This is a genomic window from Rubidibacter lacunae KORDI 51-2 (assembly GCF_000473895.1).
Taxonomy (GTDB): Bacteria; Cyanobacteriota; Cyanobacteriia; order Cyanobacteriales; family Rubidibacteraceae; genus Rubidibacter; species Rubidibacter lacunae.
Genome location: NZ_ASSJ01000004.1, coordinates 172,256 through 195,122 on the forward strand (window position 1 = coordinate 172,256; position 22,867 = coordinate 195,122).

Here is a 22,867-nt window from a genome sequence, read left to right on the forward strand (position 1 = left end):
GGATCCCTGCAAATCTTTCAGCTTTAAGTGCCTGCCTTCAATTAGTGCCCGCCTGCAAATAATTTGCCGTTGGCGCAGGACAGCCGATAATCGAGCTAATAACCGAGCTGTTTTTTTGCCCAGCACTCAATACTTAAGAACTTATGACTGAACTTATGACCGACATCCCTCGCTCCCTCGAAGAAACGATCGGGCAAGCTCGAGAGTCCACGCTGCTGGCGATCGAATCCGGTTACCGCCGCCTTCAAGTGGACTTAGCCATTCCCGAGATTGCCCTGCAAGGTCAGCGACTGGCGTGGAGCTTCAGCGAGCTATTTCGCGATTGCGGGATGGGACTGAAGGTGCTCTTCGCCGACACCGGTGCGGCAGCGTTGGCGCGGCGCGATTGGGGTGAAGTGCCATTCCGGGTCGACGATCTCGGCAGCCGTAATTTTCCCATCGAGCGCAAGATGGCAACGGAGGACGAGATTTACTTGCTGCCGTGTCCTTCGGCAGTAGAAGTTCAGAAAGTAGAAGAGCTGTGCAATCTCGCTGGCGATCGCCCGGTTATCCTGCTCGCTCCCCAGCTCGAAGACGTATCGATCGTGGGAATTGGTTACGCAGCACGCCAGCTACGCGAGCGATTTTTAAGCACGCTCGACACTAGCTATTACCTTCGTCCCATGGAAGGTGCTGTTGTCTTACGGCGTTTTCCGGCTCCCTGGCAGGTATGGCGCGAGCTAGAGGACGACGGGTACGAACTGCTGCACGAAGGCGGACAGAAACCCATGGCTGAAGCCCTAGATCGCATCCTAGCCGGCACCGATGCTGATGAGGGCGAGAAAGCAACGCCCGTTCCGACTAAGAAGCCGGGGATGCTTACAAACCTGCAGCGGTTCCTCCGTGCATTGAGCAATTGATCGCCACTCGAGCAACCGTTCGATCGACAGGATGTGTCGCTTATCGGCATTTATCCGGGCTATGTGTGATAAGCCGCGCCCAAATACAATTCGCCAACCTTCGGATCGTTCAGCAACTCGCGACCGGGACCCTCAAAGCGATCGCGTCCGCTTTCTAAGACGTAGCCGCGATCCGCCATCTCCAATGCGCGCCGCGCGTTTTGTTCGACGAGCACGATCGCTTTCCCTGCTTGGTTGATGGCCTTAATCTGCTCGAACACGCTCGACACCAGTTGTGGTGACAGCGCCGCAGATGGTTCGTCGAGGAGCAGCAAATCTGGGTCGAGCATCAGCGCCCGACCCATTGCCAACATCTGACGCTCGCCGCCCGAGAGCGTGCCGGCGCGCTGGCGCCGGCGCCGTTTTAGGACGGGAAACATCGTGAAGATACGCTCTTTGAGTTGTTTGTTAGAACCGCTCAAAACGAACGCGCCCATCTCGAGGTTTTCTTCAACCGACAGCGAAGGGAACACGTTGGAAATTTGCGGCACGTAGCACATGCCGCGCTGGACGATCGCGTTAGAGCGCAGGCCGGCGATGTTCTCCCCTTTGAACCAAATCTCCCCGCGATTGGGCTTGAGCAATCCGAAGATTGTTTTGGCGAGGGTCGATTTGCCTGCACCGTTGGGGCCGATCACTGCCACGAGCTCTCCCGGCGCGATCGCGAAGTTAATGCCTTGCAGGATGTCGAGGTCTTTAACGTACCCCGCGTATACGTCCTCGACCACAAGAAGCGGTTCCGTCGCGGCACGGTGATTGGTATCGGTCATGGATGATAGCAAGCGTTAGAGCGGGCACAGGGCAAGGCACGATCGCCGGGTCGACCAAACGCCATTAACTTTTGTGGGTTGGTCTCGGCAGGGACACTCGATTCTATTCTGGAGTCTTTTGGAGTTCGGGACGTTCTTCAGGAACGATCGCGCCTTCAACCGGGCATACTTGCAGGCAAATGCCACAGTCGATGCAGGTGTTAAAGTCGATCCAGAACCAATCGGTGCCTTTGACATTCTTGCCGGGACCGGGATGGATGCAGGCGACCGGACAAGCGTCGGTGCAATCGGCAACCCCCTCGCAGATGTCGGTCGCAATAGTGTAGGGCACGGGAACGAGTCTCCTCCAAAATCGGGTAACCATACTATCGGGTAGCCATACTACTGTAGTCCCGGTTTGCAGCGATCGCGGCCGCACTAAGGGTTGCTGCACTGGTAATACCCCGTTGATGTGTCTAGCCTAGATAGAGAATCGAGCAATGCTCTGACCAGGTTCTCCAGGCGGAGGGAAGATAGCAAAAGACTCTCCCTTCGCTCGCGGAATCGCTTGACCCGCTCGGCAATATAAGTTGACCCTTGCCGACCCAGAAGTCTTGCGGATTGGCGATCGCCTGCCGGTTGACGTGATTCGCCCAACTGCCTACAGTGAGCAAACGCCCCCGCGCTCCTGCCGTTCCCATCGGTTCGCTCGGTCGATCTTTCGTTCCAGCCGCCCCTATGACAGCATTCTTCGATCGCGCCTGGCCGTTCTGGCCCGCACTGCCAATCTATCCCTTCGACCAGCGCCCGACCCTCCGCCGCGAAGCGATCGCCGACACCCTGTGGACATTCGATCAATTCCAGGGCATTTTCTACGTGGTCGTGCCGGTGCGGATGAGCGTGATACGGTTGGAGCGCGGCGGCTTACTGGTCTATGCTCCGATCGCGCCAACGGCAGAATGCGTGCGCCTCGTCCGCGAGTTGGAAGCGCGTTACGGCGAAGTCAAGTACATCATCTTACCCACTGCGTCCGGGCTGGAGCATAAGGTCTTCGTCGGACCTTTCGCGCGGCGTTTCCCGAACGCGCACGTGTTTGTGGTGCAAGGACAGTGGAGTTACCCGGCTAATTTGCCGCTGAGTTGGTTGGGGTTTCCGAGCAAACGCACTCACGTCCTGCCAGCCGACAGTCGCGATGCGCCCTTTGCCGACGAATTCGACTATGCTTGTCTCGGACCGATTCAGCTCGGGCTCGGACCCTTCGCCGAAGTCGCGTTTTACCACCGGCGATCGCGCGCGCTCTTCACCACCGACACGATCCTGTCGCTGCCTGCCGACCCACCACCCGTTCTGAACCAGCATCCGTATCCGCTGCTGTTCCACGCCCGCAGTGATGTGCGCGAGGCGATTGTTGACACCCCAGATAACCGCCGCCGGGGCTGGCAGCGTATGTCTTTGTTTGCGTTTTACTTTCAACCCGGCGCGCTCGAAATCGTGCCGCTCGGCCGGGCACTCCGCGAATCCGTGCATTCCTCCGATCGCTCCAAAAAAGGGTACTTCGGGTTGTTTCCGTTTCGGTGGGTCGGCGACGACTGGCAGCGATCGTTCCAGAAGCTCCACGATGGCGGGCGGTTGTTCGTCGCTCCGATCCTGCAAAAGCTCATTCTCAACCGCGCGCCGAACGCAACGCGCGCTTGGGTCGGTCGCGTGACCGCTTGGGAGTTCGAGCAGATCGTTCCCTGCCACCTCACCGCCCCAGTTGCTGCAACGCCAGACCAATTCCGTGCCGCCTTTGCCTTCCTCGATGCCGAGTCGGCACCAGGTACGGAGCGCCATCCACTGCCAGCCGAAGATTTTGCCTTCCTCGATGATTTGAACGAACGCCTCGTCGCCGCTGGCATAGCTCCACCGCCCCTCCGGTAAAGCGGTCGCGACAGACCGCAAACCGTCAATCGCCGACCGAGGTCGAGTCCCTGGGAAGGGCTGAAGAATCATCTGCGTCGGCAACTCAACCCGTTGGAGAATTTCTGGGATGCAGTCGACCGAACGTTCGGAAAACAGTCCCGACCAACCATTCAAGTTCCGTGCCGCGAACGACCCTTCAAACACCATTTTTATTGTTGGGACTCGACGAACGACCAACACAACCTGAATGGCTCTTTATGCAACTATTTCAAGGTCTACTACAGCTCATGCCGCGATCGCCATTCACAATAGGCGTCGGTCTAGCCAACGTTGCCAGCCGCGCGATCGCCCCCGCCCCAACCGCGCCGTTGGTGGCACCACTGCCGCCAAACCATCCTCCGGTGGCAGCCAAGCAGCTAGAGCGTAGAGGTCTACCCCTCGTTTCATTGCCAGCGCGATCGCTCCCACGATTTCCTCCGCCAGTGCGCCGAACACCTGTGCCCCCACGACCCGTCCGTTCGGTCGCGCCACCAGCTTGCAAAATCCCGTTGCCTCGTCTCGCATCCACGCCGCAACCGGCAAGCGATCGCTTGCATACTCGCTGCAACACGCGAACGTCGCGTTGCCGTACGCTTGTCTTGCTTCGGCCTCCGACAACCCCACCGTCGCTAAAGGTGGATCCGTCGCGATCGCCCACGGCAAGCCGCTCGCTGTCAGCTGCTGCCACGGTAGCGCCCGCAAATTCCCCGCAATCACCCGCGCTTCCAGACGCGTCCGGCGATCGCTCCCCGACGCCCCATCCGCACCGCAGGCTAAGATGTCGTGCTGCGACGTCCGCAAGCGTGCGTCCACCTGCAGGCCGCGCGGCCGATACTTAACGCCCAACCCTTCCAATCCCAACCCGGCCAAACGGGGTTCCACGCCCGCCGCCATTACCAGTACGCCTGCGGTCAGCCCGCGATCGCCCACCTGTAGCTTGACTCCGCCTGCTTCCGCAGCTCGTACGCACGCGATCGCCCCCTGGGTCATCACCCGCACGCCGTCCGCTTCTAGTTGCGCCTGCAACCACGCATCTGCCTCCGCGTCCATCCCGGCTACTGCCCGACCGTCCGGCAACAGCAACAGTACCGTCTTACCCCAGCGCGCGAGCTGCTGTGCCAACTCCGCACCTGCCGTATCGCCCCCCGCAACCGCGACTGTTGAGGGCAAATCGGCGATGCTGCTTTCTCTACTCCAGATTGTTGCCGGCGATCGATACTCTACGTTCTCCAACCCCTGAATTGCCGGTACTCGTGCCTGGGTGCCCGTCGCCAACACGACTCGGCGCGTCGGCAACACGCGATCGCCCGCCCGCACGACTGGATGCGATCGTGCCTCCCGCTCGATCAGCCCGCTCCCGACGACAACATCGACACCCGCTGCCGCCAATACCGCTGCCGCAACACCCCTCTCTGCTGCCAACCGGGCTAACTCCGCTCGTGCTTGCCAGTTGCTTGTAGGGGCGATCGCCTCCCCCAGCCCCATTGCCGGTCCCGCAATCTGCACCGCACGCGCGGCCGCCTGACGATAAAACTCGCTGGCAGGGAGCTTGGCATCACTTCGCTGCGTCACCCATGCCGTCCTCAATCCTGCCTGCGCTGCCCGCAACGCCACCTCTCGGGCCGCCAGCGTCGGACCGATCGCGACGATCTCATACGCTGTCATGACCGCCATCCGCCAATACATCTGCCAGCGCAGCCACCAGGCGATCGTTGTCCGCACGATCGCGCACCGCCGTTCGGAAATAGCGATCGCCCAACTCGGGGAAGGTGGTGCAGTGTCGGATCAGCAGGCGGTGACGCACCAACAACTGCTCTTGCAGCTCCAGGACCGACCGTCGCGATCGCACCAACAGAAAATTCGTCGTACTCGCCAGCGGCTCTAACCCCGGCAGCTCCGCCAGCCCTTCGCGCAAGCGCTCCCGCTCCAACGGCAGCCACGCTCGCGTCCGCACCTGAAACGCCGTATCTCCCACGATCGCCTCACCTGCCGCGGCTGCCAATATGTTCACCGGCCACGGATCGCGCCACTGCTGCCAGCGCTGCAACCGCTGCGGATGCGCGATCGCGTACCCCAAGCGCAGCCCCGGCAAACTGTAAAACTTTGTCAGCGATCGCAACACCACTAGATTCGGATGCGACGCGATCTCCGTCACCACACTCGGCTGCAGGTCCGGAGGCAAAAAATCGATAAACGCTTCATCTACCACCACTAGCGCGTAATGCTCCAGCGCTGCCAGCAGCTCAGACCGCGCAAATGACTTCCCCGTGGGATTGTGCGGGTTGTTGATCAGCAGTCCGACGCGATCGCCTCCAGTTCCCGCTCTTAATATTACGTCTGGCAGCGGCAGCTCGGTCGCCGCTATCGCCTCCGGCGTCTCCAGCACCAGCCGTCGCGATCGCATGCGCCCCCCAAATGCTTGTAGCGCTCGTTCGTAGTCCGCAAATCCCGGCACGATTGTCTCGACGGCATCCAGCTCCGCCAGCTCGCGGGCCGCCCAGCTGAGCAGCTCTGCCGCACCATTCCCCGGTAGCACCCATTCTGGCTCCATCCCGTGCTGGGCGCCCAACACTGCCCGCAGCCGCGAATAGCTCGGATCTGGGTACGCCGTCAGCTTGCACACCGCCGCTTGGACGGCTGCGATCGCGTTCGGAGGGGGACCCAGTGGATTGATACTGGCTGAAAAGTCCGTCAAAGACTCAGGTGGGCAGCCCGCCAAACGAGCTGCCCAAAAGAGATTGCCGCCGTGGCGGGGGTGTCCGGACAAAGCAGGCACCAACCGCACGCGATCGTCGCTACTAGGGAGCAACCTTCTCCTTGAACGACTTACCTGCCGAAAATGCCGGGACGCGCGTCGCCGGGATTTCCATCTTGTCTCCAGTTTTCGGATTGCGACCTTCGCGAGCCTTACGCTCGCGCGACTCGAACGACCCAAAGCCCACCAGCGTGACCTTTTCGCCATCCGAAACCGCTTCCATAATCGTATCGAGCGCTGCCGTCAATACGGCATCCGCCTGCTTTTTGGTGACGGTTGTTTTCTCTGCAATCTGATCGATTAAATCACCTTTGTTCATGGGCGCACTCCTGAGTAGTCGAGACTAAGGACGCGATCGATCGGCAACTGTTTCTGCTAATTCTCGATCGCTCGGGAGCCACACACTCGATCGCAACGCGCAAGCGAAACGCCGAAAGGCAGAATGGCTCTGGCTTTTACAGCCCCATTCTAAAGGCAACTCGCCAATGGTGGATCGCAAGCAGCGTTAAAATATCCAGATTTCGCCATTTTTTAATAATTGCTTTTAAAATTGCCCCACACCGAATGGTGCGGGGCAATCAATGCCGTTCAGTGTGGATTTACTCGCCCACGTTCGGCGGAACGGGTGGGAAACCTTGCTGCTGCAGGAGTTGGCGCGCATCCGGACCCGGCGTATAGCCGTAGCCGTAGCCTGCATCCAGTGAATCGTCCATCACCTGCGGCGTTACCAGCACCACCACCTCATCGCGTTGTGTATCGGTATTGGAGCTGCGGAACAAAGCACCGATAATCGGCAGATCTCCCAGGATCGGCCATTTGCTTACAGTAGTTACCTCAGAGTCTTGAATGATACCAGTTAGAATCAACGTTTGACCGTCGCGCATTCGGATCAAACCCGAACTGACTTCTCGGCGAGCCAGCAAGGCAATAAGGTTGTCAGTACCAAAACCGCTGTCGAATTCCTCGATGTCGGCAATCGTGCTAATGACTGGGGTCACCGACATCGAGACAAACCCGTTGTCGTCGATCCGTTCAATATTGACATTGAGGACCAAGCCGGCCTCGCCGATCAGCGGCGTCACCGTTCGCACACCGGATTCAGTGTCAACCTCTGTTGTGACGCTGGTAATAACATCCTGGACTAACCGTACCGTCGATTCCTGACCTTCCTGGACTACCAAAGTCGGATCGGTCAGAATCTTGGCATTACCTGAAGTGATTTGGGCTTGGATCAACGCCAAGAATCGATCCGGAGTCTGAAGCAGACCCGGAGGTGAATATCGAATGCGTCCGTCTGGTTCGATACCTGAAATTCCTGGTTGGAGAGGGTTAGCATTGGTGCCGAAATTAGGACGTGCAAATACGCCAGGGGGAAAAGCTCCGGAAGTCGTCCCTTCAGGAACCGCAAAGGTCACGTCGCCAAAGGGGGCATTCCCCTGAAAGTCGAAGAAAGGCTGGATGGATGCTCCATCTCCCAGTCCCAGTCCGGTAATCGGCGGAAGGATCGCTCCCGGAGCGACAGCTGAAGCAGCGGACGGAGGATTTCTGCGTCCGAAGTTGATAACTGCGTTGCCTTCATCGCTGACGACAAACGTATCGCCAGCAGCGAACGAGAAGCTGCTGCTGAAGTTTTGCATTCCAGCGAGGTTGACGTCGACGATTTTGACATTGACCGCGACCTGTCGGCGTCGAGCGTCAAGCTGTGTCAGCATACCAGTGGCAATTTCAACGATCCGAGTTTCACCAATTAAGGTGAGCGAGTTCAGACGCTCGTCCGTCGTAACCGTCAACCCCTGCAAAAGTAACGGTGCTTCCACACCAGCTTCGTCCGGTTGCCGCGCGGTGAGCGGGCGGATATCGGGGGGTTGCAGGATTGTACGCACGATTCGCTGGGTTTCGGGATCGATTACCTGCTCTTCGAGTTGCTCCAAGATTTGTACGGCTGCTCCCTGAGTTGCCAGGAATGTGGCTGCAGTTCCTGCATCCACCTGATTGAGGCGATAGCTGCGCGCGATCAGGTTGCGCGCTGCAGCGGGTAGTTCCGTACTGACAAAGATCGTGCGCCCGCGTCGATTGGCCTGCAAACCAGAGAGCTGCAGCATGGCATTAAACGCCTCTTGAACGGACTCGTCTTCGAGGTCTACAGAAATTGTCTGCGTGCCTTCGTCGCCACCTTCGCCAGAAAAGACCAAATTGAGGTTTGCCGATCGCGCAAGAAGAGAAAGCACCTCGCGAACGGGTGCTTCGCGCAAAACGAGACGCGGCACGCGCACGCTGGTGCCGAGATCGACCACGGCTGGCGACGTATCGATTGTGGATACTGCCATATCGCCAACTGGGGGAGCCACGGCTCGAGGTCGCGTCGGTCTCACGGGGGTAACGCGCACTCCAGTGGCGTTGGAAAGCGCCGGTTGCCCATCGATCGTAACGCCGGGGTTGGGAAAAAGGACTTGGGGATTTGCGGCTTGCACTAGCAGGTGTTGCTGGCGAAAGCCATTCACTTGCTGCAATGGCCGGGCACTAGCCGCCAAGGGTGGAGCTGCCAAGACGGCAGCCCCCAATAAAGTCGCCAGTTGCTGATAAGGTCGTTTCACGATTTGCTCCTCCACCAATTGAGTATTGCGCTCTCAATACAAACTGTGTCTATCACTAGCTGGGGTTGACATGCCAAACTTTGGTGTTTTGCTGCCTAATTACCGACCTCTGCTGCAGCTGCCTCTGCTGCTTCGGCTGCAGCAGCTGCCTTTTCTGCTTCGGTGAGGGGCAAGACAGCCTCAAGCTGAAATGTCGTTCGCAATTGCGGCGACGCTGTTGCGACGAAACCCTGACGCGAGCGGTCAAATCTGAAGGGAGTCGGCTCGTCAACCTTAGTGTCAAGATTACGAACGATGAGTAGCGGCTGTAGGCGCTCGAGTTCAGCAAGGACGGCACGCGTCTGCTGAAAAGTCCCGGATGTCTCAACCTGGTAGCGCTTGCGCTTAATCTTCCCGTTGATAGCCTCGCCGAACGAGTCGTCTGTCACTATGACGGCTTGGGCATCAACCTCACTGAATTCGCGCAACTCAAACCCCCCTTTTGACGAAGTTGCATTACCGGCAACTTCAATAAGTGTTTTCTCCAAGTCGACAAGTATCGTATCCAGACTCGATTCGCTGGACAATAAAGCGAGCACTTGTTGCTGGCGGCTACGAGCAGTCTGCAATTGGTCTTGCACGGCTGCGATATCTTTTTGGACGGACGGCTGCTCGTCAATTTGCCGTTGGGCATCGTTGCGCTGCTGCACCAGTTGGTCGTAGCGCGCGCGCGCGGGCTGCACGAAGTTCAACCACGCATAAAGAGCAATCGCAAATCCGGCAACCCCGAGTAAAACCCCGCTTACCTGAGGCGTCAGAGTAAGGCCAAAAACGGTAGGGTACTCGGGAGGCAGCTCGTCATCTTGTCCGAGAGCAAAGTCGTTTGTGAATGACATGATGGGTGTCTGGAGAATGGCAGCGATGTAGTGCGAGAGTGTAGGTTAGGGCGTGCTGCAAGGTGCAACCACAAGCGCTCAAATCAGATCTCGCTCCTCAAGCGTGCGAATACGCGTCACGAGACCGTTTGCCCCTTTATCCACGAGCTGCGGTAAGAGTTCGGATGCTGGCTTGTCATTCAGCTGCGTGACAATGTTGTACTTAACAATCAGTTTCGGAACGACTCCTTCGGGAGCGCCAACAGCTTCTGAGGGGTAAACAGTTTGAAGCGCGCTTTCAAGGTTAGTTGAGTTAGGAGCCAAGAAGTCGGAACGTTTCAAAGTCAGTACGAAGTGGTTGACTGCTTGAAAATCGTTGGCTAGCCCGCTGAGCTTAATGATGCCATCGTTGGCCTGGAGGATACTTTCAACTTGAACGTTGTCGGGAATGCGGTCGTGCAGATCCTGCAAAAGCGCTGCCGAGGGCTTGATGTCGTTAAAGATATTTGCCAGTGCCTCGGCTTCTGCCTGGGTGGTAGCCAGTTGAGCGCGAGCGGCTTCGAGCTTCTCTTGACTGGCTGTCAGAGTGTCGAGCTCTCCTTGCAGCTCAGCGTTTTCTCGCTCAACACTGGCGATCTGCTGCTGCGTGAGGTACCAGTAGGCAAACATGCCCAACGGCAGCACGAGAGCAACGACTCCACCGATCGCCAGCGGTAGCACACCGCCCTCGACATTATTACCGCTGCCAATAGCTGAAGCAGTTACACCGCTGGCAGCAACTGCGTCTTTCTGAGGCTGCCCCTCAGATCGGCGTTCCTTGAGGAAGTTGACGTCGAGACTATACATAACGATCTATACCTCCCGCAGTCCTAATCCTAAAACCGTTCCCAGTCCCGGACGCTGAATTGCCGGGATATCGAGATTTGTCTGAAGTGACAGCGTCGCGATCGGATCGATCTGCGTTGTCGGCACCCCGAGGCGGTGCGAGAAAAACTCATCGAGTTGACCGATACCGCCTCCCGGTCCGGCCAGCAGGATATGCGCGACTTCAACCCCCTCGCTCTGACTCAAATAGAAATCGATCGAGCGTCGAATTTCGTCCGCCAGCTCGCCCAATCCCCGCTGCAGGGCATTCATGCCCGGATTGAGTGGAGCCGTGTCACCGCGCTGGGCTTCGGCTGTCGGCACGGGAATCGTCATCTCCTGCAAGTGTTCCGTGTTGCGTGTCGGCGGCAAATTCATTGCCCGTGACAGCGCGCTCTGCAGCTGATAAGTGCCGATTGGTACCGTGCGGTTGAACTGCGGAATGCCATCAACAATGATGGCGAGTTCGGTGCTGTCGAATTCGATATCGACAAGGACGGCGGCATCGCTTGACCCGAACTGCCGTAACTGCTCGCGGATCGTGCGAATGAGTGCGAAACTATTGATTTCCAGTACTCCAACCTCTAAGTTGGCTCGCCGAAAAATGTCTAGGTAGGTGTCGGTAACCTCACGCCGCGTGGCTACCAGCAACACCTGCACTTTCTCGATACCATCTTCGTCTTCAAAATAACCGAGTTTTTGATAGTCGAGATCGACTTCTTCTCGCGGGTAGGGCAGATAGAGCGCAGCTTCCTGATTGAGGACGATATCCCGCAACTCTGCGTCATCGAGTTCGGCCGGAATCGGAATTAGCCGCACAATGGAATCGCGCATCGGTACGGAAGCAGTGACGCGCTTGGCTTTGATGCTCTCCGTTTCGAGAATGCTTTGAATGAGTTCGGCAACAGCACCCGGATCGACAATCCTCCCCTCTTCGCAGACCCCCTCAGGCACCTCGCGAGTCACCAGAGACTTGAGTTGATATCCTTTTTCTGACGTTCGCACCTGAGCGACACTAATTCGCTCAGGTGCGACTTCGATCCCGACTCCTTTGTTATCGCGGCCGAAGAGTGAACCCTTGAAACGCTGCAGCATAGCACAACCTGCACACTGAGAAATAAGGACCTTAATACAATTTTGAGGGAGAGATGAGCCAGAAATGAATTCCCACAGATGTTACTCGATCTTGCGCGAATAGGGAATCCCTAAAACTCGAAATTCCGAAGAAATACTGATGAAGTAAGCTCCCAACGATCGCCAGCCTAATCCGTTCGTTAAGTCAACGATCGCGCTACCAACAAAACAGTGTCGTCACCCACTGCGATCGCTTGTCCGCGATCGCAATCGAGGAAATCCTCGCGCGCCGAAGCACAACCTGCGAACTTCAGAAAGGAGAACTCTAATTGGGAAGGGCGAAGGACAAACTCTTCACCAGCCCGATGTAAATCCCCTCTAATGCTACTAGATTTAGTGCGAATGGAGCATGCCTCAAATTCGAAGTTCCGAAGAAATACTGAAGAAGTAAACCTCCAAGGATTGCCGCTCCAATCAGTTCGATGTCTCGAACAATCGCGCCATCAACAAGACAGTGTCGTCACCCACCCGATAGCTTGTCCGAGATCTCAATCGGCAAACTCGTCGCTCGCGTCCTCAAGCACAACCTTCAAACTTAGAATTGAGGACTTTAATAGCAAGCGCGAAAGAGAGATGCTCCACCAGCCCAGGGTAAATTCCCTTCTAATAATACTCTATCTGTCGCGAATCTGGTACGCCTCAAACTCAAAGTTCCGAAGAAATACTGACAAAGTAAACTACCAACGATCGTAGCTCTAATCTATTCGATGACTCGAACGATCTCGGTATTAATTAAACAGTGTCGTCACCCACTGCGAGCACTTGTTTGCGATCGCAATCGACAAGCCCATTGCACGCTCGCCACTTTGGTTGCCCAAAGCAAAATCGCCAGCAGATAAAAGAGGTTTCCCTTCGCTGGCGACGAGCCAATTTTTGCTGGGTTCCCGACAGTTGATGCACTATCGAGTGCGGTCAACTGAAGCGACGGACGTTTTCCGTAACCTTCGAGGCGGGCTTGCGCCCACGTCGGGCCAACACGAGCAAAACGTAAACGGTAATTAGGTAGACAACCGCTAGCAGGGGGATGATCGTAGACATCACGGCAACTCCGAAGCTTGTGTGGGTGGTGTGTCGGGAGGTCGGCGGCGATCGCGGTTTTTTCATCCCTGCAAGACCGCACCGCGGGCGCAGAACCGCTGGTCCTTCTCACCCGCCAATTAGAGCTACGAATGCTACTGTTACGACTCGTTCCACGTCGGCTCGAAAGCTTTGCTTGACTCAACAGCTCCAGCATGAATAGCGCGCAGCGCTCGATGCTATTAGAGTTGTGGTTCGTCCAGCTCGACCTCTGATATCTCTACCTAGAACGACCGGGCAGCACTCGCTCCCCCTTACCTTAATACTTGCAGGTTCGACAAACTCTCGCGCCCACCACCGGAGCGATCGAACGGGGGGTTTAGCTATCTAAAACCCTTGTTTCGATCCTAACATGCTCTTCCCTGGCACCCAACCTCTATTGAGCGATACCGGGTCGAGACACTTTAACCGCTGCCACTCAACGCAGTCGAGAGCGTTCCCTGCATCGGAACAACGGTAATAGGAGATAGGAAGCTTCCCTCACCGGTAGCCATCGCCTAGAATTGTTAAAGGATATGTAAAATTTCGTAACCAATCGCGCCTAACCCGGCTAGCTCATGACTTCAGTGACCTCTCTCTTCGCGCCTGTCGATGCCGACCTGCAAGTGATGACCGAAAACCTGAAGCAGCTAGTCGGGGCCCAGCACCCGCTGTTAGGGGCGGCCGCCGAGCACTTATTTGGGGCCGGGGGTAAGCGCCTGCGTCCAGCACTTGTGCTTTTAGCTGCGCGAGCCACAATGCCCGGTTGCGACATTACGCAGCGGCATCGACGGCTGGCCGAGATCGCTGAGATGATCCACACAGCGAGCTTGGTGCACGACGATGTAGTCGACGAAGCAGAAGTCCGCCGCAAAGTCCCAACTGTCAACGCGCTGTTTGACAATCGCGTGGCGGTACTTGCCGGCGATTTCCTCTTTGCTCAGTCGTCGTGGTATCTAGCCAATCTGGACAACTTAACGGTGGTCAAGTTGCTATCCGAGGTGATTCGCGATTTTGCAGAGGGCGAAATCCGTCAGGGGTTGAGTCAATTCGACACGACGCTTACGGTGGAACGATATCTGGAGAAGAGTTATTACAAAACAGCATCGCTGATTGCCAACAGCGTTAAAGCGGCTGGTGTTCTCAGTAGCGTGTCCGCAAAAGTTGCTGAAGAGCTCTACTGTTACGGGCGCAACTTTGGTCTGGCTTTTCAAATCGTCGATGATATTCTCGATTTCACGGCAACCGCAGAAGTGCTGGGCAAACCAGTAGGTTCTGATTTGGCGAGCGGGCACTTAACAGCACCGGTCTTGTTCGCACTGGAAGAAAACCCACAACTGAATGCGGTCATTGAACGCCGTTTCAGTGAGTCTGGCGATCTCGAGCGGGCGCTGGCGTGGGTCGAGCGGAGCAAGGGAGTCGAGAGAGCGCGCGCGCTAGCCTCCCAGTTCGCGCGGACGGCGGTACTCCACCTCGATGCCCTGCCACCCTCGGCATCGCGACAGGCGCTCGTCGAGCTCGCCGACTATGTGCTCGAGCGTTTGTACTAATCAAGGTTGTATTTGAACGGCGCTTCCGTTGGTGGGCGACACCGGCATTGCCAGGCAAGCAAACTGCCAGTCTGAGAACCTTGCCGATTGCAATGCTCCAACTCGCGACCGCCTCAGCCGGCAGCTGGGACAGACGGAGCCTTTATATCAAGCAATTTGCGGATCGAGATTTCAACCGCGCGGTCGGGGGTGGAAGCTCCAGAGGTCACACCGACTACGAGCGTGCCATCGGGCAACCAGTTATCGGTGACGATGAGGTCGCGGCCTAGGGGCTTGTGTTCGATGCGGTTACCGGGACCGATGCGCTCGGGTGCGTCGATGTGATAAGAGGGAATGCCGCGTTCGATCGCGATTTCTTGCAAGTGGGTGGTGTTGGATGAGTTAAAGCCGCCGATGACAAGCATCAAGTCGAGATCGGCTTCGACGAGATCGAGCATGGCATCTTGGCGCTCTTGAGTGGCGTCGCAGATGGTATTGAAGCTCATAAAGCGATCGTCGAGTTCCTGAGGTCCGTATTTGCTTAGCATCGTGCGCTCGAAGAGCTTGCCGATCTGAGCGGTTTCGCTCTTAAGCATCGTGGTTTGATTGGCGATGCCGACGCGTTCGAGGTCGCGGTCGGGATCGAAGCCGGACGAACTGGCGACGGCGAATTTGGCCAGGAAATCATCTCGATTGCCGCCCTGCAGAATATAGTCGGTTACGTAGCGAGCCTCGTCGAGATTTAGAACGACAAGATATTTATCGGCGAAGGAACTCGTGGCAACGGTTTCTTCATGGGCGTATTTACCGTGAACGATCGAGGTAAAGCGGCGTTTCTTGTGTTTCTCGACTGAATTCCAAACCTTGGACACCCACGGACATGTGGTATCGACGATCGTACAACCTTTGTCTTTAAGGAGTTGCATCTCCGGTACACTCGCGCCGAAGGCAGGTAGGATCGCTACGTCGCCAGAGTCTACGACGGAGAAGTCCTTGCGATCGTTGATAACGGGAATGAAGCCGACTTCCATGTCGCGCAGCCGCTGGTTGACGCCGGGGTTGTGGATAATTTCGTTGGTAATCCAGATGCGTTCGTTGGGAAAGTGCTGTCGAGTTTCGTAGGCGATCGCGACAGCGCGCTCAACGCCCCAGCAAAAACCAAAGGCTTCAGCCAGGCGGATGGTGAGTTCGCCAACTTGAAGGCGGTAACCGCTCTCGCGAATTTGAGCAATGAGATTGCTCTCGTACTCGGCGCTCATGGTGCGGGAGGTTTCGGCCTCGTGCCCGAATCCTTTGCGGTGGTAGTTCGGAGAGTGGTGGAGCGATCGCTTGAAGGCTTTGGTGTCCATGCGCTGCTGTCTGCAAGTGTACGAGAGAATAACTACCCGCACTGGAGCGCGCGGGGCGCGATTCATCCCGATCCTAGGGCGCGTGGGTTCGGGGTGCAACTCGAGACGGACGTTACCTGGAGCTACTGGGAGTTGCGTCGAGCTTCAATGGCCGCTGACTAGGTGCACTTGCCAGCGTTCGCATCGCGATGGCGTCTTAATACTGCGATAGCAGTTCTTGCTCGATTACTGACTCGATGGCAGTACTTACTCAATAACAGTGAGGTCGGGGTCGAAGTCGTTAGCAGGAGCATTCATTTCAGCCAGGGTTTTCCAGCCGGTTTGCCAAAGGTTAGGATCCCTGAGTTGTTGGGCGTTGAGCCAGAAGCGGATGCTGTCATCACAGGAGGCGACGAGTTCGGCAAAGACCCATCGACCGTGGTTTTTGCAGTTAACAACCTGGAAGTGACGCCAGCCCCATGTGGTTTGCCGCGCCGTCCATTTTGAACCGATCATGTGTCGTTTTTGGACAGGCATTCTTTCCACCACAGTAAGTTTGCGCCTATTTTCCCATCAGAGCGCGGCCCTGTAGTGCTCGTCGCGTTCCCAGAATCGCTCTCATAGTTGAACGGCTTGAATGGCATTGACTTCAGTAGACTCGAATCCACGAGAACCAATTCAGGCGGGGATTTCAGGCGTTTGAAAAGCCCCCTGACTTGTTCAATACATGTCGACAAAGTTGGAAGCCGGTCCCCGCTTTTGACCTACTCATGAGCTGAGCTTAGGAGGTTTGGGAGCAAAGAAGTCGTGTCCCAAAGTCCTCTAGCACCAGGGGTTACAGCTTAAGTCAGTGCATTTCCCCTAGGACTCCTTCACTTTGCAGACCACATCCAGCGCCTCGCGCCACAACTTCCGCTAGTCGGTTCCCGGATGCCGAGCTCGCGTCAACCATTCAGGGACGATTGCTCAGAGACTCTGGCTGTGGCGGCACTCCCCATCGGCGAACAGTTGCACACTGACCTCTGGAGACGCCCATCCCCGCAACTCCCTCATCGCCTGAGCGAACAACTGTTCTTAACGCGGATCGATCGTACTGCCAATCCAATTTCGGACCTCGCGCCAGCCAGCTCAACGTCCACTCCGGACATTACTAGCAGGATGGTCGCCTCCCAGGAACTGAGCTTTGGTGGGGTTCGCAGGCACCCTGTTATCTTAACCAAGCAGAGCATCCATTTTCTCAAACCGTTACTCTGCATGTCTTCTAGCAGCGATTTGAAATTTGCTGAGACGCAGTACCAGCAGTAAATTTGTTTGGCTGATGGGTTCTATCTCGATCGCTTTTTCCAATACGACACGCCATGATGAACAGGTGCTTCCCCCGTCATCGCAACGTGCTACAACAAGAGTCAGCTTTTGACTTGCGCGATCGCTGCCAATTTTACGCGTCTCCTGGCGCTTGACTACCGTGCAATCATCGGGATTTGCTCCAGATAGCCGTCCTTGCGTTTTACTCGTCGAGGCCGATCGCTCTTTTGCCCGTCAGGTGCGGGCGGATGCCGGCGATGCCGGATACGCACTGCACGTTGCTCCGGATGTTAAATCAGCTTGGCAGCAATACCAAGAGCTGCAGCCCGCGCTGGTGGCGATCGACTGCGCCCACCTCGGACCACCAGGACTGACCCTTTGCCGACGGATTCGCGCTACGGGAACGCGCATTCCGTTGTTGTTGTTGATGGCACGCGCGTCGGTCGAAGACCGCGTTGCTTGTTTGGAAGCAGGCGCAGACGATTACATTGCCCCCCCCTACCGGGCCGATTTATTTTTGCAGCTGATGCGGCTGTACCTGCAGCCGGCAGAAGAAGAGACCGAGCAGTTGCACTTTGGTGACTTAGTGCTGGACATAGCAATGCGTCGCGCAATCCGCAACACTCGCAGTATCGACCTGACGATGAAAGAATTCGAGCTGCTTAAGTACTTGATGCTGCACCCCGGTGAAGTCTTGACGCGCGAGCAAATTCTCGAGAATGTTTGGAGCTACGATTACGCTGGCGAGTCGAACGTCATCGAAGTATACATTCGCTATCTCCGCATCAAAATGGAAGACGAAGGGGAGAAGCGCTTGATTCAAACCGTGCGCGGAGTCGGCTATGTATTGCGAGAGTCGTGAGGTAGATACAACTCGATGACAGAGCGCGCACTGCGATCGCCCGGACGATGGGTACTGTGGATGCTGAGTGGAATGCTCCTGCTCGGCTGTGGCGGTTTTGCATGGGAGGCAAGCGGACCGATTGCTCAACTTCCACGCGAAGGACAGACACTTCCAATTGAAGCTCGAGCAATCCTCGGCGGCGAGACGATTTACTTAGAAGTGGCCCGATCGCCCCAGCAGCAGGCAATTGGGTTGATGTTCCGCAGCGACCTCGCGCCCGATCGCGGCATGGTGTTCCCATTCGAGTCGCAACGAATTGCACGCTTCTGGATGAAGAATGTCAGCATTCCTCTGGATATGCTGTTCGTTCGCGATGAAGAGATCGTTGCCATTGAAGCGAACGTGCCGCCCTGCAACGAAGATTCATGTCCACTCTACGGTCCTTCAGACGTACCCGTGGATGTCGTCATCGAACTAGCGGGCGGTCGAGCTGACGAACTCGGCGTCCATGTGGGCGATCGCGTTGCAATCGAACCCCTAGAGCGCTGAGCATGAGTTCCAACCGATCGCGCCTCCGCGTTGAGCATTGTCCAGCAGGCGGTGAGATGGGGACGGTAAACTCGCATTGCTGGTATGCTCTATTAGCTGCTTCTCCAGGACTGCCGCGAAGCTTGCGAGCGGTGCCGAGCGTACTGACCAGAAGATCGCGGGAAAAGTCAGGACTATAGGGCGCCAGCAGCAGTTTTGTCGAGCACGCCCGAACTGAGGTGAGTGGTGATGTTAATCGATTGCAGCACGGGCATGCCCTCCAGGCCATCTGGGTAGTCAATGACGCTGACCGCACCGTTGCCCTGCTTGACGCTCCAGAAGTCCTTCGGCTCTAGACCGAGCAACGCGCATAGGATCGACTTGTTGATGGCATCGTGAGCCACGACAATACCAGTGCGGACGCCATTGCCAGTTGCCTGCATGGCTTGCTGGCGGACGACATCTTGCCAGCAAGCCGTGGCACGCTCCCAAACTTGCGCGAGGTTTTCACCACCGGGCATTTGCACCACCGCGGGTGTTTCTTTCCACATCCGCAACAAATCTGGATAGGCAACTTTGATTTCCGGTTCCAGTTTGCCTTCCCACTCACCATGGGCGATTTCTACGAGCGGCGCTTTTAGGTCGAGGGCAACCGGTTGAGTTTGTTGCGACAGGATGAGTTCGGCGGTTTCCTTCGGACGCAGCATCGGACTGGTAACAGCAAAGTCCAGCGGCACGGTCTTCAGCAAGTCGGCGGCGCGGCGGCCTTGTTCGCGACCGGTGTCGTTAAGCGGTACGTCAATTTGCCCCTGGAACCGCGATGCGCGATTCCACTCGGTTTCACCGTGGCGCACTAGCAACATGCGGATGCCCGTTTCCCGACGTGGTGGTGGCAGGGGAATACCCAGATGGGCGGTCTGGTTGAGCGATTCGATTTGTACAGTTTCGCCGAGTTTGCCAGTGAAGTTCAGGACATTAATGCCGCAGTTCGATTGCTGTAGAGTTTGATAGCGAGCTGGATCCATCCCGATCGCTGTCGCGATCGCGCTGCGGTTGATACCGTTATGGGCGATGATGAGTACCGTACCGCCTGCATGTCGGTCTAGAAGTTCTTCCCAGAACTGGCGTGCTTGAGCAAAAAGCTCGAGTACTGGGGCAAATTCGCGATCGCCCGCGCGCATGACGAACTCGTGGGGCTGTTCGTGCCAGCAACGGTACTCGTCAGGGTAGCGCTCCAGTACATCGTGCTTGGTCAGGTTTTCCCAGAGCGGCAGATCTACTTCCAAAAGACGCTCGGTCGGCTGCAGCGGCGGTGCCGACTCCAACCCAGAACAGATAATTTCGGCCGTTTCGCGAGCGCGGCGGAGCGGGCTGCAATAAATCGCGTCGAATGACAGTCCTCGCAGAGCAGCTGCGACGCGCTCGGCATCGGTGCGACCGTGCGGCGTGAGCACGGAAGCATCGCTGCGTCCCTGAATGCGTTTTTCGAGGTTATAGGTACTTTGCCCGTGGCGAACGAGGATGACGCGCGTGCTCAAGGCCCTTGCCTCCAGTGATTTTTTGGCGATCGCGTTGCAAAAACGAAGCCATTCTACCCCGCTAGAGCCGCGCCGAGTCCGTCGCGCGATCGGTGACAGCAGTCAATCAATTCTTAAACCCATCGAAAGGGTAGTTGAAAAGGCACTGCCGCGAGTGCTAGAGGTGGACTCGAGATAAGCAATACCCGGCGATGGAGTGCGCGCAAGTTAGCCATGAATCTCACAAACACGCTCCATTTCCGCAATCTGCGTGGGGATATTTTTGGGGGGATCGCCGCAGCCCTTTTCGCACTACCGATGGCGTTGGCCTTCGGTGTAGCATCCGGGGCCGGAGCAGCTGCCGGTCTGTGGGGAGCCCTCTCGGTCGGTCTCTTTGCAGCCCTCTTTGGTGGAACACCTGCATTAATTTCCGAACCTACCGGTCCGATGACCGTCGTGATGACGGCAGCGATCGCCAATTTGACTGCCGCCGATCCCGAAAACGGACTGGCAATGGCCTTTACTGTGGTCATGATGGCTGGAGTCTTCCAAATCGTCTTTGGCGCCCTTCGGCTCGGCAAATACGTCACGATGATGCCTTACACGGTAGTGTCTGGGTTCATGTCCGGCATCGGCATCATCCTCTTGATTTTTCAGCTTGCTCCCATGCTCGGACAAGCCAGTCCTCAAGGAGGCGTAATCGGAATCTTTCGCGGCATGCCAGCGCTCCTTGCCAATACCCAGCCTGCTGAAACACTGTTGGGAATGGTTGCGGTCGCAATTATCTGGTTCTTTCCATCCAAGTTCAAGTACGTCGTGCCCCCTCAGCTCGTCGCCCTCGTCGCCGGAACGATTCTGTCCCTAACGCTATTTTCTGATGTAGACATTCGACGTATCGGCGAGATCTCGGTCAGCCTGCCCACCTTGCAACTCCCGACTTTAAGTGCCGAGCGGCTGCAACTGATGCTCGTGGATGCAGCTGTCCTGGGCGTACTGGGCTGTATCGATGCGCTGCTCACGTCAGCGATCGCGGATAGCCTGACCCGGACGGAGCACAACTCCGACCAAGAGCTGATCGGGCAGGGGTTAGGCAATTTGGTCTCCGGCTTGCTCGGCGGACTGCCTGGGGCTGGAGCGACGCTGGGAACGGTCGTCAACATTCAAGCAGGTGGCAGAACGGCTCTGTCGGGTTTAATCCGTGCAGGCGTATTGCTGGTCGCCATGCTGGGTGTGGCGACCTTGGCAGCGATGATTCCCCTCGCTGTCCTTTCGGGGATAGCTCTTGTGGTGGGGATCAAAATCGTCGATTGGGGCTTCCTCAAGCGGGCGCATCGAGTATCGCTGCAGGGCGCATTGATTACTTATGGGGTTATTGCTTTGACGGTTTTGGTGGATTTGTTCGCGGCGGTGGGAATTGGAGTTTTGGTTGCCAACATCCTGACAATCGATCGCTTGAGTGCACTGCAGTCGCAGAACGTTAGAGCGATTACCGATGCCGACGATGCCGTGCTGCTGACTTACGAGGAAAAGCAATGGCTCGATGCAGCCAACGGGCGTCTGTTGCTGTTCCAGTTGAGCGGTCCGATGATCTTCGGTGTCGCCAAAGCGATCGCGCGCGAGCACAATGCTATTGGGGATTGCGACGCGATTGTTTTTGATTTCAGTAATGTTCCTCACTTGGGTGTGACGGTCTCTCTGGTCTTGGAAAACGCGATTAAAGAAGCGACCGATCGAGAACGTTACGTTTTCATTGCTGGTGCAAAAGGGCAAGCCGAACGTCGTCTGAAAAAGCTGGGAGTCTTCGAGTTGATTCCCCCCCATCAGCTTTGCGCGAGCCGAGCCGAAGCATTAAAGTTAGCCGTTGCGGCAATCTCTATCCCTGCGAAAGTCTGACGAACCGGGCATAACGCAACGCTAAAGCTCGCGAGCGCTAACCCTTCCCAGCCAGCTTGTCTGGTTTGGCCACAGTTTAATTTTCTTTGCTCTCGAACGCGACGGATCGGTCGGCTTGGCGGTTGAGGCTAAGCGCTACCACTCCGATCGCCACTAACCCAATACCGATCGCCTGCTGCGGGGGCAGGGTCTCGCGAACGATCCACCATGCAAGCAATGCGGTCAAACCCGGTTCGACAGCACCGATGAGGGCGGCGGTTGGCGCGCCAACGCGATAAATACCTGCATTCAGGCATATCTGACCGCCGCAGGTGACTGCCGCTGAGAGCAACCCAGCCACCCACACCTTGGAATTTAGGTGCGCGATCGCTTCGGGAACCCACAGCAGACTCAGGCTCGACCACACCAAAATCGTCGCAACGACTATCAGCGAGAAGGGGATGGGCCGAACTCGTTGCAGACAGCGTTGCGCGCCGATCGTGTAGAGGGCAACGCTGCCCCCAGCCACCAAAGCGGCGATCGCGCCCCACACGGTGCCTGTCGGAAGCGCTACACCGCGGTTCGGGATGGTGAAGACCAGCCCACAACAGACCAACACCATCGCTAGCACGCGCGCGCGCGTTGGGCGATCGCCCCACAGGATCCACGCTAACAGCACGGTCAGGACTGGATGGACGAAGAGGAGGGCGATCGCGATGCCAGCAGGTAGCTGGGCGATCGCGAAGTAGAGGAGCGCGGCGGTTAGGAAGAAGGCACTACCGCAAGCAAAGACGCGCCAGAGCAACGCGGACTCGCGGGCGAGTGCGATTGCCTCGCGGAGAACCGGCGGATACAGGCGCGGCAACACAACGAGCATGACACCGAAGGTTAGCAGGGCGCGCAGCTGCAGGAATAGTAGTGAGTTGACCGGACTGGGGGACAGCCAGCCACCCAGGACGCGACCGAAGACCGGACTGGGCTGGAAAACGACGCGAACGATGATGTTTTGGACGGCGAGGAGCAAGGCAGAGACAAGCAGGAATGTCATGGTGCCAGTTG

20 protein-coding genes are annotated in these 22,867 nt (G+C 57.1%); 6 read left to right on the forward strand and 14 right to left on the reverse strand.

Annotation, left to right across the window (positions count from 1 at the left end; genetic code table 11):
- Positions 1 to 155 precede the first annotated feature (155 nt).
- Positions 156 to 899 (forward strand): DUF1995 family protein, encoded by a 744-nt coding sequence (locus KR51_RS01515; RefSeq protein ID WP_040654675.1) that lies wholly within the window; start codon positions 156 to 158, stop codon positions 897 to 899.
- A 59-nt stretch (positions 900 to 958) separates the two neighbouring features.
- Here KR51_RS01515 and KR51_RS01520 read toward each other — a convergent pair whose 3' ends face one another.
- Together KR51_RS01520 and KR51_RS01525 are read right to left on the reverse strand one after the other, a co-directional pair.
- Complete coding sequence (locus tag KR51_RS01520) at positions 959 to 1,708, reverse strand: ABC transporter ATP-binding protein (RefSeq protein WP_022604109.1); 750 nt, start codon at positions 1,706 to 1,708, stop codon at positions 959 to 961.
- Between the two features lie 103 nt (positions 1,709 to 1,811).
- On the reverse strand, positions 1,812 to 2,039 hold the full coding sequence (locus KR51_RS01525; RefSeq protein ID WP_022604111.1) for an indolepyruvate ferredoxin oxidoreductase subunit alpha: 228 nt from the start codon (positions 2,037 to 2,039) through the stop codon (positions 1,812 to 1,814).
- Between the two features lie 386 nt (positions 2,040 to 2,425).
- Here KR51_RS01525 and KR51_RS01530 point away from each other — a divergent pair, with 386 nt between their 5' ends.
- The gene (locus tag KR51_RS01530) at positions 2,426 to 3,607 is read left to right on the forward strand and encodes a DUF4336 domain-containing protein (protein WP_022604115.1); all 1,182 of its coding nucleotides are present in this window, start codon (positions 2,426 to 2,428) and stop codon (positions 3,605 to 3,607) included.
- A gap of 285 nt (positions 3,608 to 3,892) precedes the next feature.
- Here KR51_RS01530 and KR51_RS01535 read toward each other — a convergent pair whose 3' ends face one another.
- From KR51_RS01535 to KR51_RS20855, 8 genes are all read right to left on the reverse strand, one after another.
- Entirely contained in the window at positions 3,893 to 5,350 is a 1,458-nt protein-coding gene (locus KR51_RS01535; protein WP_156914913.1) for an FAD-dependent oxidoreductase, read from the reverse strand.
- Complete coding sequence (cobD, locus tag KR51_RS01540; protein ID WP_022604119.1) at positions 5,280 to 6,437, reverse strand: threonine-phosphate decarboxylase CobD; 1,158 nt, start codon at positions 6,435 to 6,437, stop codon at positions 5,280 to 5,282. The genes KR51_RS01535 and cobD overlap by 71 nt, the downstream gene beginning before the upstream one ends.
- Positions 6,427 to 6,702 carry an HU family DNA-binding protein gene (locus KR51_RS01545; RefSeq protein WP_022604120.1) on the reverse strand — a complete coding sequence of 92 codons (276 nt, stop codon included), beginning with the start codon at positions 6,700 to 6,702 and terminating at the stop codon, positions 6,427 to 6,429. The genes cobD and KR51_RS01545 overlap by 11 nt, the downstream gene beginning before the upstream one ends.
- 280 nt (positions 6,703 to 6,982) lie before the next feature.
- Complete coding sequence (locus tag KR51_RS01550) at positions 6,983 to 8,977, reverse strand: secretin and TonB N-terminal domain-containing protein (protein WP_022604122.1); 1,995 nt, start codon at positions 8,975 to 8,977, stop codon at positions 6,983 to 6,985.
- Positions 8,978 to 9,072: 95 nt separating this feature from the next.
- Positions 9,073 to 9,852 carry a hypothetical protein gene (locus KR51_RS01555; protein WP_022604125.1) on the reverse strand — a complete coding sequence of 260 codons (780 nt, stop codon included), beginning with the start codon at positions 9,850 to 9,852 and terminating at the stop codon, positions 9,073 to 9,075.
- Positions 9,853 to 9,930: 78 nt separating this feature from the next.
- Complete coding sequence (locus tag KR51_RS01560; RefSeq protein ID WP_022604126.1) at positions 9,931 to 10,677, reverse strand: PilN domain-containing protein; 747 nt, start codon at positions 10,675 to 10,677, stop codon at positions 9,931 to 9,933.
- Between the two features lie 6 nt (positions 10,678 to 10,683).
- Entirely contained in the window at positions 10,684 to 11,790 is a 1,107-nt protein-coding gene (pilM, locus tag KR51_RS01565) for a type IV pilus assembly protein PilM (protein ID WP_022604128.1), read from the reverse strand.
- 951 nt (positions 11,791 to 12,741) lie between these two features.
- Positions 12,742 to 12,867, reverse strand: coding sequence for a hypothetical protein (locus tag KR51_RS20855; RefSeq protein WP_269634861.1), 126 nt, complete (start codon positions 12,865 to 12,867; stop codon positions 12,742 to 12,744).
- A 596-nt stretch (positions 12,868 to 13,463) separates the two neighbouring features.
- On the opposite strand from KR51_RS20855, the gene sds reads away from it, so the two are divergent.
- Positions 13,464 to 14,435, forward strand: a complete 972-nt coding sequence (gene sds, locus KR51_RS01575; RefSeq protein WP_022604134.1) for a solanesyl diphosphate synthase — start codon at positions 13,464 to 13,466, stop codon at positions 14,433 to 14,435.
- 113 nt (positions 14,436 to 14,548) lie between these two features.
- Here sds and KR51_RS01580 read toward each other — a convergent pair whose 3' ends face one another.
- Complete coding sequence (locus KR51_RS01580) at positions 14,549 to 15,763, reverse strand: 4-hydroxy-3-methylbut-2-enyl diphosphate reductase (protein ID WP_022604136.1); 1,215 nt, start codon at positions 15,761 to 15,763, stop codon at positions 14,549 to 14,551.
- Positions 15,764 to 16,009: 246 nt separating this feature from the next.
- Positions 16,010 to 16,279: a TIGR02450 family Trp-rich protein gene (locus KR51_RS01585; protein ID WP_022604138.1), complete on the reverse strand. Its 270-nt coding sequence runs from the start codon at positions 16,277 to 16,279 to the stop codon at positions 16,010 to 16,012.
- 919 nt (positions 16,280 to 17,198) lie between these two features.
- On the opposite strand from KR51_RS01585, the gene nblR reads away from it, so the two are divergent.
- Both nblR and KR51_RS01600 read left to right on the forward strand, forming a co-directional pair.
- Entirely contained in the window at positions 17,199 to 17,909 is a 711-nt protein-coding gene (nblR, locus tag KR51_RS01595; protein WP_198016657.1) for a response regulator transcription factor NblR, read from the forward strand.
- A 15-nt stretch (positions 17,910 to 17,924) separates the two neighbouring features.
- The gene (locus tag KR51_RS01600; protein WP_022604141.1) at positions 17,925 to 18,440 is read left to right on the forward strand and encodes a DUF192 domain-containing protein; all 516 of its coding nucleotides are present in this window, start codon (positions 17,925 to 17,927) and stop codon (positions 18,438 to 18,440) included.
- Positions 18,441 to 18,613: 173 nt separating this feature from the next.
- Here KR51_RS01600 and KR51_RS01605 read toward each other — a convergent pair whose 3' ends face one another.
- Positions 18,614 to 19,957 carry a histidine phosphatase family protein gene (locus tag KR51_RS01605; RefSeq protein WP_022604142.1) on the reverse strand — a complete coding sequence of 448 codons (1,344 nt, stop codon included), beginning with the start codon at positions 19,955 to 19,957 and terminating at the stop codon, positions 18,614 to 18,616.
- Positions 19,958 to 20,170: 213 nt separating this feature from the next.
- Between KR51_RS01605 and bicA the strand changes: the two genes are divergently transcribed.
- Entirely contained in the window at positions 20,171 to 21,829 is a 1,659-nt protein-coding gene (gene bicA, locus KR51_RS01610) for a bicarbonate transporter BicA (protein ID WP_022604143.1), read from the forward strand.
- Between the two features lie 76 nt (positions 21,830 to 21,905).
- Here bicA and KR51_RS01615 read toward each other — a convergent pair whose 3' ends face one another.
- Positions 21,906 to 22,856, reverse strand: a complete 951-nt coding sequence (locus tag KR51_RS01615) for a DMT family transporter (protein ID WP_022604144.1) — start codon at positions 22,854 to 22,856, stop codon at positions 21,906 to 21,908.
- Positions 22,857 to 22,867 lie beyond the last annotated feature (11 nt).